At 46.0% G+C, this 14147-nt stretch carries 12 protein-coding genes; 9 read left to right on the top strand and 3 right to left on the bottom strand.

The genetic code is table 11. The features are described 5' to 3' along the window. The first annotated feature begins 278 nt into the window (after positions 1-278). Entirely contained in the window at positions 279-632 is a 354-nt protein-coding gene (locus EPU_RS14095; protein ID WP_010165992.1) for a hypothetical protein, read from the top strand. Between the two features lie 222 nt (positions 633-854). Here the strand turns inward: EPU_RS14095 and EPU_RS13455 are convergent, their stop codons facing one another. Both EPU_RS13455 and EPU_RS01220 read right to left on the bottom strand, forming a co-directional pair. Then, complete coding sequence (locus EPU_RS13455; protein ID WP_156778373.1) at positions 855-3866, bottom strand: hypothetical protein; 3012 nt, start codon at positions 3864-3866, stop codon at positions 855-857. 14 nt (positions 3867-3880) lie between these two features. Continuing rightward, positions 3881-5233 (bottom strand): APC family permease, encoded by a 1353-nt coding sequence (locus EPU_RS01220; RefSeq protein ID WP_029487768.1) that lies wholly within the window; start codon positions 5231-5233, stop codon positions 3881-3883. Between the two features lie 427 nt (positions 5234-5660). On the opposite strand from EPU_RS01220, the gene EPU_RS01225 reads away from it, so the two are divergent. From EPU_RS01225 to EPU_RS01250, 8 genes are all read left to right on the top strand, one after another. Then, complete coding sequence (locus tag EPU_RS01225) at positions 5661-7631, top strand: methyl-accepting chemotaxis protein (RefSeq protein ID WP_010166013.1); 1971 nt, start codon at positions 5661-5663, stop codon at positions 7629-7631. Positions 7632-7793: 162 nt separating this feature from the next. Next, positions 7794-8216 (top strand): hypothetical protein, encoded by a 423-nt coding sequence (locus EPU_RS14100; protein ID WP_010166015.1) that lies wholly within the window; start codon positions 7794-7796, stop codon positions 8214-8216. Positions 8217-8255: 39 nt separating this feature from the next. After that, complete coding sequence (locus EPU_RS14105; protein ID WP_242650834.1) at positions 8256-8417, top strand: hypothetical protein; 162 nt, start codon at positions 8256-8258, stop codon at positions 8415-8417. Further along, complete coding sequence (locus EPU_RS13820) at positions 8378-8530, top strand: hypothetical protein (protein WP_010166017.1); 153 nt, start codon at positions 8378-8380, stop codon at positions 8528-8530. The genes EPU_RS14105 and EPU_RS13820 overlap by 40 nt, the downstream gene beginning before the upstream one ends. 29 nt (positions 8531-8559) lie before the next feature. After that, a complete protein-coding gene (locus EPU_RS14520; RefSeq protein WP_242650835.1) occupies positions 8560-9114 on the top strand; it encodes a hypothetical protein in 555 nt (184 codons plus the stop codon). Positions 9115-10961: 1847 nt separating this feature from the next. Then, positions 10962-11120, top strand: coding sequence for a hypothetical protein (locus EPU_RS13825; protein ID WP_010166021.1), 159 nt, complete (start codon positions 10962-10964; stop codon positions 11118-11120). A 171-nt stretch (positions 11121-11291) separates the two neighbouring features. Next, positions 11292-11840 carry a hypothetical protein gene (locus tag EPU_RS12535; protein WP_010166023.1) on the top strand — a complete coding sequence of 183 codons (549 nt, stop codon included), beginning with the start codon at positions 11292-11294 and terminating at the stop codon, positions 11838-11840. A 9-nt stretch (positions 11841-11849) separates the two neighbouring features. Continuing rightward, positions 11850-12323, top strand: a complete 474-nt coding sequence (locus EPU_RS01250) for a hypothetical protein (protein WP_010166025.1) — start codon at positions 11850-11852, stop codon at positions 12321-12323. Positions 12324-12343: 20 nt separating this feature from the next. On the opposite strand, the gene EPU_RS01255 is transcribed toward EPU_RS01250, so the two are convergent. After that, positions 12344-13870 (bottom strand): putative polysaccharide biosynthesis protein, encoded by a 1527-nt coding sequence (locus tag EPU_RS01255; RefSeq protein WP_029487770.1) that lies wholly within the window; start codon positions 13868-13870, stop codon positions 12344-12346. Between the last annotated feature and the right edge of the window lie 277 nt (positions 13871-14147).

The following is a 14147-nucleotide window of genomic DNA, read 5'->3' on the forward strand; positions in this document are numbered from 1 at the left end:
GAGATGATGTAGAAGACGGAGATGATGTAGAAGCTGGGGAGGATGTAGCCGATCGAGCAGATGTGGAAGATCGAGCAGATGTGGAAGATCGAGCAGATGTAGATGACGGAGATGATGTAGAAGCTAGGGAGGATGTAACAGATTGAGCAGATGTGGAAGATCGAGCAGACGGAGAAGATGTAGAATCTGGGGAGGATGTAGCAGATCGAGCAGATTGAGCAGATGGAGAAGACGGAGATGATGTAGAAGCTAGGGAGGATGTAGCGGATCGAGCAGATGTGGAAGATGGAGATGATGTAGAATCTGGGGAGGATGTAGCGGATCGAGCAGATGGAGATGACGGAGATGATGTAGAAGCTAGGGAGAATGTAGCAGATGGAGCGGATGTGGAAGATGGAGATGATGTAGAATCTGGGAAGGATGTAGCGGATGGAGATGATGTAGAATCTGGGGAGGATGTAGCAGATCGAGCGGATGTGGAAGATGGAGATGACGGAGAAGCTGGAGACGGTGGAGAAGATATAGCGGATGGAGATGATGTAGAATCTGGGGAGGATGTAGCAGATGGAGAAGATGTAGATGACGGAGATGATGTAGCAGATGGGGAGGATGTAGCCGATCGAGCAGATTGAGATGACGGAGATGATGTAGAAGCTAGGGAGGATGTAGCAGATTGAGCAGATTGAGATGACGGAGAAGATGTAGAGGCTAGGGAGGATGTAGCAGATCGAGCAGATTGAGCAGATGGAGATGATGTAGAAGCTAGGGAGGATGTAGCAGATCGAGCAGATTGAGCAGATCGAGCAGATTGAGATGACGGAGATGATGTAGAAGCTAGGGAGGATGTAGCAGATCTAGCAGATGGAGAAGATGGAGATGATGTGGAAGATGGAGATGATGTAGAAGCTAGGGAGGATGTAGCAGATCGAGCAGATGTGGAAGATGGAGATGATGTAGAAGTTGGGGAGGATGTAGCGGATGGAGATGATCGAGAAGCTGGGGAGGATGTAGCAGATCGAGCAGATTGAGATGACGGAGATGATGTAGAATCTAGGGAGGATGTAGCGGATGGAGATGACGGAGAAGATGCGGAAGCTAGGGAGGATGTAGCGGATCGAGCAGATGTGGAAGATGGAGAAGATGTAGAAGCTAGGGAGGATGTAGCGGATCGAGCAGATGTGGAAGATCGAGCAGACGGAGAAGATGTAGAAGCCGGGGAGGATGTAGCCGATCGAGCAGATGTAGAAGCTAGGGAGGATGTAGCAGATCGAGCAGATTGAGATGACGGAGAAGATGTAGAAGCTGGGGAGGATGTAGCGGATCGAGCAGATGTGGAAGATGGAGAAGATGGAGATGATGGAGATGACGGAGATGATGTAGAAGCCGGGGAGGATGTAGCGGATCGAGCAGATGGAGATGACGGAGATGACGGAGATGATGTAGAAGCTGGGGAGGATGTAGCAGATTGAGCAGATGTGAAAGACGGAGAAGATGTAGAAGCTAGGGAGGATGTAGCAGATCGAGCAGATTGAGATGATGGAGATGATGTAGAAGCTAGGGAGGATGTAGCAGATGGAGCGGATGTGGAAGATGGAGATGATGTAGAAGCTAGGGAGGATGTAGCGGATCGAGCAGATTGAGCAGATGGAGATGACGGAGAAGATGTAGAAGCTGGGGAGGATGTAGCAGATCGAGCAGATGGAGATGACGGAGATGATGTAGAATCTGGGGAGGATGTAGCGGATGGAGATGATCGAGAAGCTGGGGAGGATGTAGCCGATCGAGCAGATGTAGAAGCCGGGGAGGATGTAGCAGATCGAGCAGATGGAGATGACGGAGATGATGTAGAAGCTAGGGAGGATGTAGCGGACGGAGATGATGTAGAAGCTAGGGAGGATGTAGCAGATTGAGCGGATGTGGAAGATGGAGAAGATGTAGAAGCTAGGGAGGATGTAGCCGATCGAGCAGATGTAGATGACGGAGATGATGTAGAATCTGGGGAGGATGTAGCCGATCGAGCAGATGTAGATGACGGAGAAGATGTAGAAGCTAGGGAGGATGTAGCCGATCGAGCAGATTGAGATGACGGAGAAGATGTAGAAGCTAGGGAGGATGTAGCAAATTGAGCAGATGTGGAAGATGGAGAAGATGGAGAAGATGTAGAAGCTGGAGAAGATGTAGAATCTGGGGAGGATGTAGCAGATCGAGCAGATGGAGATGACGGAGAAGATGTAGAAGCTAGGGAGGATGTAGCGGATGGAGAAGATGTAGAAGCCGGGGAGGATGTAGCAGATGGAGCGGATGTGGAAGATGGAGATGATGTAGAAGCTAGGGAGGATGTAGCAGATCGAGCAGATTGAGCAGATGGAGATGATGTAGAAGCTAGGGAGGATGTAGCGGACGGAGATGATGTAGAAGCTAGGGAGGATGTAGCAGATCGAGCAGATGGAGATGACGGAGATGATGCGGAAGCTGGGGAGGATGTAGCCGATCGAGCAGATGTGGAAGATGGAGATGATGTAGAAGCTAGGGAGGATGTAGCGGATGGAGATGATGCGGAAGCTGGGGAGGATGTAGCAGATCGAGCAGATGTAGAAGACGGAGATGATGTAGAAGCCGGGGAGGATGTAGCAGATGGAGCAGATGGAGATGATGTAGAAGCTGGGGAGGATGTAGCAGATCGAGCAGATGGAGATGACGGAGATGATGTAGAAGCTAGGGAGGATGTAGCAGATCGAGCAGATGTAGATGACGGAGATGATGTAGAAGCTAGGGAGGATGTAGCAGATCGAGAAGATGGAGATGACGGAGAAGATGTAGAAGCTAGGGAGGATGTAGCAGATCGAGCAGATCGAGCAGATTGAGATGACGGAGATGATGTAGAAGCTGGGGAGGATGTAGCAGATGGAGCGGATGGAGATGACGGAGAAGATGTAGAAGCTAGGGAGGATGTAGCTGATCGAGCAGATGGAGATGACGGAGAAGATGCGGAAGCTGGGGAGGATGTAGCAGATCGAGCAGATGGAGATGACGGAGCAGATGTAGAAGCTGGGGAGGATGTAGCCGATCGAGCAGATGTGGAAGATGGAGATGATGTAGAATCTGGGGAGGATGTAGCGGATGGAGATGATGTAGAAACTGGGGAGGATGTAGCAGATTGAGCAGATGTGGAAGATGTAGATGACGGAGATGATGTAGAAGCTAGGGAGGATGTAGCCGATCGAGTAGATAGAGATGACGGAGATGATGTAGAAACTGGGGAGGATGTAGCAGATTGAGCAGATGTAGATGACGGAGATGATGTAGAAGCTGGGGAGGATGTAGCAGATTGAGCAGATCGAGCAGATTGAGATGACGGAGATGATGTAGAAGCTGGGGAGGATGTAGCCGATCGAGCAGATTGAGATGACGGAGAAGATGTAGAAGCTGGGGAGGATGTAGCAGATTGAGCGGATGTGGAAGATGGAGATGACGGAGAAGATGTAGAAGCTAGGGAGGATGTAGCAGATCGAGCAGATGTAGAAGACGGAGAAGATGTAGAAGCTAGGGAGGATGTAGCAGATCGAGCAGATGGAGATGACGGAGATGATGTAGAAGCTAGGGAGGATGTAGCAGATCGAGCAGATTGAGATGACGGAGATGATGTAGAAGCTAGGGAGGATGTAGCGGATGGAGAAGATGGAGATGACGGAGATGATGTAGAATTTGGGGAGGATGTAGCGGATCGAGCAGATTGAGATGACGGAGATGATGTAGAAGCTGGAGACGGTGGAGAAGCTGGAGACGGTGGAGAAGCTGGAGACGGTGGAGAAGATGTAGCCGATCGAAAAGATGTAGAAAATCGAGCATATAAAAAAGAGGCCCATAAGACCTCAATAAATTAAGCAACTTTTTTTTCCTGATCGCCTTCTCTGTGAACAGCAATCTCGGTGTAATATAGCATTGCAGCAAGAATGATAGTAAGACAAATAGAAAAGTGAACAAAGAATAACGAATTGCTAAAGACCGATGATAAAATGATGCACGCACCGAAAATGGCAAGACCTGGAATAACATACCCTTTGACTTTGCTCTTGATTTCGCCACTCTTGGCAAGCAAAATTACATGGATGTATAGATAAATATATAAACCGTAGCTAAGGGCAATAGAAATTTCGGAGACATCACCGGATGTTAATAAGGCAAATTTCTGAGTAATGAAATGAATTACAAGCCAAAACATAACAACAACAAAAAAGACGATAGCTGACCTGATGGAAACGCCATATTGTTCACTGATAATCTTAATTTTATTAGCAAAAGGAAACATATTGCGAGCGGCAAGAGATTGTGGAAGCCTAATACCACCCAAAATGAGGCCATTTACAGTACCAATAACAGAAATAATAACAAAGATGAGAACGATTTTAGCGCCCATAGGACCTATTAACGAATTGGCAGCGACATCAACATGCGCATCACCTAAAGCAATAACATTTTGCGGACCTATCAGCGTACTGATACCGACAAAATAAACGATATAAACAGCCAGAACAATAAGAGGGCCAACAACAAAAGCGATAGGGAGATTGCGYTTACTATTTTTAACTTCCGCACCGATCGCAGAAGTTACGATCCATCCATCAAAAGAAAAGGCRATAGGAGCGAGGGCAGCCAAAACGCTTGCTGTACCCACAGTTTTCACATTGGTAGAAGTGAGAGTAGCGCCGGGGTCACCCATAGTAAGGCCGCATATAGCAAAGAAAATAAGAGGAATCAATTTTATAATAGTGGAACCGTTTTGCAAATAGCCGCCAAATTTTTTAGATAATATATTAATAACAAATAGGAAAACAATATAAATAGCGCCAATAACGGTTTGATTCATGAGAGTCATGTCGAAGCCAAAAAGCAAGCAGGTGTAAATGCCGGCAACCCAAGCTACAACTGCAGTAATAGTGGGGTAATACAAAAATACCTGAAACCAACCGATAGCACAAGCGACGGGTTTGCTAAACTCTTCGGCATAAGTAATGATACCGCCGGACTTCGAATTACGAGCGGCGAGTTCGCCAATAGTGAGGCTACCAAAAACAATGCTAATGGCAGCGAAAGCAAAGACCAAAATACCGAGACTAACGCTCCCACCAGTGTAATTTAGAATGTCATCGCTTTTAAAAAAGATACCCGAACCGATAACGATGCCAACTATCATAGTGATAGCAGTAAATAATCCATATTCTTTCTGTTTCATATTATAATCACTTCTTTCTAATTAAAAATGTGTAATAAAATTTAATGCTATGCATGCGGTCGCGGTATGTAAAAAACTGATCCGCACAGCATAAAGCATTTGCAAAATGAAAATTAAAGATAACTAGTCTGCAATGACAAGTATAACATATAAATAATGTAAATTCTAGATTTTGTTGCAAAATTTAATATCTTTGTTATAATAATGAAGTACCCTAAAAATTATTTTAAATTGTCTTGGTCAAAAAGAAAATCAGAGAACAGGAAAAAAAGTAACTGATAAAAATGCTGATAAAGATAAAAAAGAATAAAGTTAAAGGGACAAATTTTTTTTGAATCAACACACTTTTTTTGGAATTACAGTTATAATTATTAGAGTTATGAAATATGTATAGTAGTGTTAGTGATCATACTAAAGGGGGAGAATTATGAAAAGAAAAGCGTTCAAAACGCAAATTAACATTACATTTGGTATAATTGTTGCAATTATATTATTATGTAGCACCATTATTAGACTATTTTCTATTGCGACAACGACAATTGAGGTGGCAGAAAAGACGTCGATCAGCAATGCATCGATAGCTGTAAACGGGTTCTCAAACTGGCTTACAGATAAAACTACTTTAGCAGAAACATTGGCAACAAAGCTATCAGTTGTAGACGAAATAAATTTAGAGCAGCTGAGAACATACTTACAATTGCAATCTAATTTAAAACACGATATCGAAACTTTATATTTCTTCACAGCCGATGGCGAAGTAATAGACCCTGATGGATGGGAGCCATCTTTCGGAGAAGACCTCACGCAATCAGGATGGTATAAGGGAGCAATGTCTACAAATGGTACATACGTGTCAAAACCATATACAAGCCCTCTAACTGGAACTCTATTAATTGGAGTATCTAGAAAAGTAACACAACACGCGACACACGAATTGCTTGGAGTAATAAATATGGAAGTACCACTAGACTCAATGCAAGATCTGATAATAGAGCTTTCTGGCACAGATGGAACAAGCATATTTATTATAGATCAGGACAACGAAATCGTCGTTCACAAAGAAGCGATCAATATGCCATCTGGCGGAAAAATGAAAACATTACAATCAATCAATCCATCAGCAAACGACATCATTACAATGCGCGATGGAGACGTCATTCCGACCACTACATCAATGGGCGAAGGGGCTTATACAACAGCATTCTCAGTGCCTAATACATCATATAGAATGGTATCAAATTATCCGAAATCACATGTAACAGACGCCATATGGAAAGAAATTATCTCTAGCACATTAATTATGGTAATTAGCCAAATAGTATTCTATATAGCAGTAAAAATAATTGTAAGAGTATATATTTCTCCATTAGAGCACGTAGTAACAGAGCTAGGCAAGCTTCAACAAGGAAATTTAAACATTTCAACAACTCACATTGCAAAAACCACACTTGAGCTAGAAATGATCGTTGGAGCGCTAGATACTGTTTCAAGTTCAATTAACGGATATATCGAAGAAATAGCGAAGATTCTACAAAGCTTCTCAGATGGCGACTTTACACCGACACCGCAACAAAATTATGTAGGCGACTTCAACAAAATCAAGGTATCGTTGCTAGCGATTTCAGTAAGCTTAAAAGACCTATTATATAATACACAATCATCAACAGGTAATGTTTTAGACGCGGCAAATCAAATTGCAGGCTCCGCACAAGAACTAGCAGACCTAACAATCGGTCAAGTAGACCTAATCAGCCACTTCAAAGATGAAACCATCCAAGTAGCAGAAGGAGTAATAGGCATAATCGGAGATATCGATAAGAGTTATGAAGTAGTAAATGACATGACCAACAAAGCGCTTGATAGCAAAAAGATAGGAAACGACCTAGTAACCGCAATGAAAGATATCAGCGTATCTATCAACGAAATTAGTGGTGTAATTGGATCGATCGAAAATGTTGCAACACAAACGAATCTGCTAGCACTTAACGCATCAATCGAGGCAGCACGTGTCGGAGAGCAAGGAAAAGGCTTCGCAGTTGTAGCAAACGAAATTCGAGAGTTGTCAACAACTACAACACAAACCGTAAAAGATATATACGGTCGAATCGAAAAGAATCTAGAAAGTTTACGCAAAGGAGAAAACATGGTGCAATTAACATCGACCGCGCTAGACACAATCGTTCAGTCGAGCGTCGAAACCAGAGACTTCTCCAAAAATCTTTCTGCTAATGCAACTAGTCAGAAGGAATCGTTACACGCAATAATAGCCAAAGTTGAGATGTTACAAACAGAGATCAGCAAAAACTCTGGCATATCAGAAGAAAACGTCGCAGTCAGTCAAGAGCTTGCAGCACAAGCAGATAATTTGAAAGGTCAATTAGATAAGTTTGAGATATAGGAATGTAAGAAGATAGTTTTTCCCCAAGAATCTTGAATGACGGATAAAATTCTTCAACAACAAGAGTTTCGATGTAAAAGTCGGAGCTCTTTTTTAATGCAAGAAAGTTATAAAAGCTACTTTGAAAGGTCAAATATAAAAGCTACCTAAAAAGCTGTCTAAATGGTAACATTTACCTTATTATCTGCAGATGTACGAGTAGCAAGTAAGCGCATCAGCGTTGGGTTTGGCATCAACTTCGGTTACGGCATTACGGCATCAGCGTTGGGTACGGCATCAACTTCGGTTACGGCATCAGCGTTGGGTTCGGCATCAACTTCGGTTACGGCATCAGCTTCGGTTATGGCATCAACTTCGGTTATGGCATCAGCTTTGGTTATAGCATCAACTTCGGTTTCGGCATCAGCTTCGGTTACGGCATCAGCTTCGGTTGCGGCATCAGCGTTGGGTTTGGCATCAGCTTTGGTTGCGGCATCAGCTTCGGTTACGGCATCAGCGTTGGTTACGGTATCAACTTCGGTTACGGCATCAACTTTGGTTACGGCATCAGCGTTGGGTTCGGCATCAACTGCGGTTATGGCATAAGATCTGGTTACGGTATCAGCTTCGGTTACGGCATCAGCGGTGGGTTCGGCATCAACTTCGGTTATGGCATCAACTTCGGTTACGGCATCAGCGTCGGGTTCGGCATCAGCTTTGGTTATAGCATCAGCTTCGGTTACGGCATCAACTTCGGTTACGGCATTTTGGCATCAGCGTTGGGTTCGGCATCAACTTTGGTTATAGCATCAGCGTTGGTTATAGCATCAGCGTTGGGTTCGGCATCAACTTCGGTTACGGCATCAGCGTTGGTTACGGCATCAGCGGTGGGTTCGGTATCAGCTTTGGTTATAGCATAAGATCTGGTTTCGGCATTACGGCATCAGCGTTGGGTTTGGCATCAGCGGTGGTTGCTACATCAGCGGTGGGTTCGGCATCAACTTCGGTTACGGCATCAGCGGTGGATTCGGTATCAACTTCGGTTACGGCATCAGCGTTGGGTTCGGCATCAACTTCGGCTACGGCATCAGCGTTGGGTTCGGCATCAGCGTTGGGTTCGGCATCAACTTCGGCTACGGCATCAGCGTTGGGTTCGGCATCAGCGTTGGGTACGGCATCAGCGGTGGGTACGGCATCAACTTCGGTTATGGCATCAGCGGTGGGTACGGCATCAGCGGTGGTTACGGCATCAGCGTTGGGTTCGGCATCAACTGCGGTTACGGCATCAGCTTTGGTTATAGCATCAGCGTTGGGTTCGGCATTAGCGTTGGGTACGGCATCAGCGTGGGGTACGGCATCAACTTCGGTTATAGCATTAGCGTTGGGTTCGGCATCAACTTCGGTTACGGCATCAACTTCGGCTACGGCATCAGCGTTGGGTTCGACATCAACTTCGGCTACGGCATCAGCGGTGGATTCGGCATCAGCTTTGGTTATAGCATAAAATCTGGTTACGGCATCAACTTCGGTTACGGCATCAGCGTTGGGTATAGCATCAGCGTTGGGTTCGGCATCAGCTTTGGTTATAGCATAAGATCTGGTTACGGCATCAGTGTTGGATACGGCATCAGCTTCGGTTACGGCATCAACTTCGGTTATGGCGTTACGGCATCAGCGTTGGGTTTGGCATTAGCGTTGGGTTCGGCATCAGCTTTGGTTATAGCATCAGCTTCGGTTATGGCATCAACTTCGGTTATGGCATCAGCGTTGGTTACGGTATCAGCTTCGGTTACGGCATCAGCTTCGGTTACGGCATCAGCGTTGGTTACGGCATCAGCGTTGGGTTCGGCATCAGCTTTGGTTATAGCATCAACTTCGGTTACGGTATCAACTTCGGTTACGACATCAACTGCGGTTACGGCATCAGTGTTGGGTACGGCATCAGCTTTGGTTACGGCATCAGCTTCGGTTATGGCATCAGCGTTGGGTTCGGCATCAACTTCGGTTACGGCATCAGCGTCGGGTTCGGCATTAGCGTTGGGTTCGGCATCAACTTCGGTTTCGGCATCAGCTTTGGGTTCGGCATCAACTGCGGTTACGGCATCAGCTTTGGTTATAGCATCAACTTCGGTTACGGTATCAACTTCGGTTACGACATCAACTGCGGTTACGGCATCAGTGTTGGGTACGGCATCAGCTTTGGTTACGGCATCAGCTTCGGTTATGGCATCAGCGTTGGGTTCGGCATCAACTTCGGTTACGGCATCAGCGTCGGGTTCGGCATTAGCGTTGGGTTCGGCATCAACTTCGGTTGCGGCATCAGCGTTGGGTTCGGCATCAGCTTCGGTTACGGCATTAACTTCGGTTACGGCATCAGTGTTGGGTTTGGCATCAGCTTCGGTTGCGGCATCAGCTTCGGTTATGGCATCAACTTCGGTTATAGCATCAACTTCGGCTACGGCATCAGCGGTGGGTTCGGCATCAACTTCGGTTACGGCATCAGCGTTGGGTACGGCATCAACTTCGGTTATGGCATCAACTTCGGTTATGGCATCAGCGTTGGGTACGGCATCAACTTCGGTTACGGCATCAGCGTTGGGTACGGCATCAGCGGTGGGTTTGGCATCAGCGGTGGATTCGGCATCAGCGTTGGGTTCGGCATCAGCTTTGGTTGCGGCATCAGCTTCGGTTACGGCATCAACTTTGGTTGTAGCATCAGCGGTGGGTTTGGCATCAGCGGTGGGTTCGGCATCAACTTCGGTTATGGCATCAACTTCGGTTATGGCATCAACTGCGGTTATGGCATCAACTGCGGTTACGGCATCAGCGTTGGGTTCGGCATCAGATTTGGTTATAGCATCAGCGTTGGGTTTGGCATCAGCTTCGGTTACGGCATCAGCGTTGGGTACGGCATCAGCGTTGGGTTCGGCATCAACTTCGGTTACGGCATCAGCGGTGGGTACGGCATCAGCTTTGGTTACGGCATTAGCGGTGGGTTCGGCATCAACTTCGGTTACGGCATCAACTTCGGTTACGGCATCAACTTCGGTTGCGGCATCAGCGTTGGGTTCGGCATCAGCTTCGGTTACGGCATTAACTTCGGTTACGGCATCAGCGTTGGGTTCGGCATCAACTTCGGCTACGGCATCAGCGTTGGGTTCGGCATCAGCGTTGGGTTCGGCATCAACTTCGGCTACGGCATCAGCGTTGGGTTCGGCATCAACTTCGGTTTTGGCATCAACTTCGGTTACGGCATCAGATCTGGTTACGGCATTAGCGGTGGGTTTGGCATCAGCTTTGGTTATAGCATAAGATCTGGTTACGGCATCAACTTCGGTTACGGCATCAGCGGTGGGTTCGGCATCAGCGTCGGGTTCGGCATCAGCGTCGGGTTCGGCATCAGCGGTGGGTTCGGCATCAGCGGTGGGTTCGGCATCAACTTCGGTTACGGCATCAGCTTTGGTTATGGCATYAGCGGTGGGTTCGGCATCAGCTTTGGTTATAGCATAAGATCTGGTTACGGCATCAACTGCGGTTACGGCATCAGCGTTGGGTTCGGCATCAGCTTTGGTTATAGCATCAACTTCGGTTACGGCATCAGCGTTGGGTTCGGCATCAGCTTTGGTTATAGCATAAGATCTGGTTACGGCATCAACTTCGGTTACGGCATCAACTTCGGTTATGGCATCAGCGTTGGGTACGGCATCAACTTCGGTTACGGCATTAGCGGTGGGTTCGGCATCAACTTCGGTTACGGCATTAACTTCGGTTACGGCATCAGTGTTGGGTTTGGCATCAGCTTCGGTTGCGGCATCAGCTTCGGTTATGGCATCAACTTCGGTTATAGCATCAACTTCGGCTACGGCATCAGCGGTGGGTTCGGCATCAACTTCGGTTACGGCATCAGCGGTGGGTTCGGCATCAGCTTCGGTTACGGCATCAGCGGTGGGTTCGGCATCAGCGGTGGGTTCGGCATCAGCGGTGGGTTCGGCATCAACTTCGGTTACGGCATCAGCGTTGGATTTGGCATCAGCTTCGGTTGCGGCATCAGCTTCGGTTATGGCATCAGCGTTGGGTACGGCATCAGCGGTGGATTCGGTATCAACTGCGGTTACGGCATCAGCGTTGGGTTCGGCATCAACTGCGGTTACGGCATCAACTTCGGTTACGGCATCAGCTTTGGTTATAGCATCAGTGTTGGGTTTGGCATCAGCTTTGGTTATAGCATAAGATCTGGTTATGGCATCAGCGTGGGGTTCGGCATCAGCGTGGGGTTCGGCATCAACTTCGGTTATGGCATTAGCGTTGGGTTCGGCATCAACTTCGGTTACGGCATCAACTTCGGTTACGGCATCAGCGTTGGGTACGGCATCAGCGTTGGGTTCGGCATCAGCTTTGGTTATGGTATCAGCGTTGGGTTCGGCATCAGCGGTGGTTATAGCATCAGCGGTGGGTTCGGCATCAGCGTTGGGTACGGCATCAGCGTTGGGTTCGGCATCAGCTTTGGTTATAGCATCAGCGTTGGGTTCGGCATCAACTTCGGCTACGGCATCAGCGTTGGGTTCGGCATCAATTTCGGTTATGGCATTAGCGTTGGGTTCGGCATCAGCTTTGGTTATAGCATCAGCGTTGGGTTCGGCATCAGCTTTGGTTAGAGCATCAGCGGTGAATAAACAAAAAAAAGATAAGATAGTTTTTGACTACCTTATCTAAGTTTCTTCTTATTATAATGATTATAGAAATGCTTTGATATCTTCTTTTGTAATGCATTTGAACGCGAATAAAAATGTGATGTAGAACAACCCTAACAATGCGATCGCTATTACTGTAGCTACCTTCGCTCCCACCATGCCGCTTAGCAAGCTGTTATATATATATCGAATGGCAATCGAGCCGATGCTTATCGCTATTGCTGGTTTCATTATCCAACTGAGAACGTTTATTGGTAGGCTGATAGAGTCTAGCGCATGGTAGAGGTGATAGCATGTCGCGATTCCTGCTTGGGCTAGTAGCGCTAGCGTGAATCCTACTAATCCAGATTTTGGTACYCCGACTATTATTAACACGATACATGCTACTGACCCTAGTATGTTTCCTTGGAATGTTGTTTTTTGTAGCCCAAGCCCGTTTAATACGCCGTTTAGTATCCCTTGTAAATAGAAAAATGGACATATCAGCGCTAGCAGTTTGAGGAGGTGACCCACTTCGCTCATATTATAGACTAGCATCGCTATTTCRTCTCCTAATGTAAAAAATAGTCCCCCCGCTCCTATTCCGATGATTGCAGATAGTTGTACTGACGAGGCCACCGTGCGTTGTAATTCGGCGTTGTTTGATCTCGCTTTCGCGTCGGAGATCGACGGGATGAGTGCYACCGATAGCGACCCCGTTAGCATTGACGGAAATAATAAAAGTGGCATCGCCATTCCAGAGTACATTCCAAATACGCTTAATGCATCGCTCGAGCTTAGTCCAAATTTTTCGAGTTGCATGGGGATTAGGATATTTTCTACTGATTGCAATGCGGAAGTTAAAAATCGATTCGCTGTGATTGGTAATGACARRTAGAAGATCGTGTTGATGGCACTATTATATGTAATTATAGACGGTTTGGTACATTTGATTTTGTTTCGAGCCCTAAAAAACATAAATATGGCAAATCCACAAGAGGCAAATTCGCCACCGCAGAGTCCGAGCATCGCCGCCGCACAGGCATATTCCAAGCCGTATGGAACCATCATTCCAGCAACGAGATAAATAATAATCATTCTAGCAACTTGCTCTATTACCTGAGCTATTGCAGGAACGCTCATCTCTTGACGACCCTGAAAATAACCGCGGATGCAGCATGAGGTTGCCATAAACGGTAGACAAGTTCCGAGTAATTGAATAGACAAAGACGTATCTGCTGCATGAACAAAGTATATGGCAATGGGCTCGTGAAAAATAAATAAGAATAGAGAAATTGGTATGCAAATAACCAGGGATAGCACGATCGCGCTTTTCATAATTTTAATAGCATCGTCATGGAATCCCCGAGCATTGTATTCGGCAACTTTTTTGGAAACGACTAGCGATACTCCCGCACTGGAGACAGCCCAGGCAAGCATATAGATCGGAAAGATCAGTTGGTATAACCCCATTCCTTCGGCACCCATAGTGTGAGATAAAAAGATTCGAAATATAAAACCTAAAATTCTAGTTATAAAACTGGCACCAGTAAGAATCATAGTTCCTATTAGTAGTGTTTTTTTACTCATCATAAAGCTCCTTTCGTTGTGCTTATATATATATCTTTATGAGGCTTGTCCGCAAAGTATGAAAAAAAACTTTTGTCCGCAATAAAAAAGACCCTATGAACTAAATCATAGGGTGAACTAAACATGGTAAAAAAATTTTGTAAATTGAACAACAATTATGTTTTGTAACAAACTCAAAAAAAGAAAAATGATAAATAGTTAAATTACTTWAACATAAAACGTTAAATGGGTTCAATTAATTTGATTTGTACTGAACTTTAAAGCTCAATTACATGGC

This window comes from Candidatus Epulonipiscium viviparus (genome assembly GCF_000171335.1).
GTDB classification, from domain to species: domain Bacteria; phylum Bacillota; class Clostridia; order Lachnospirales; family Cellulosilyticaceae; genus Epulonipiscioides; species Epulonipiscioides viviparus.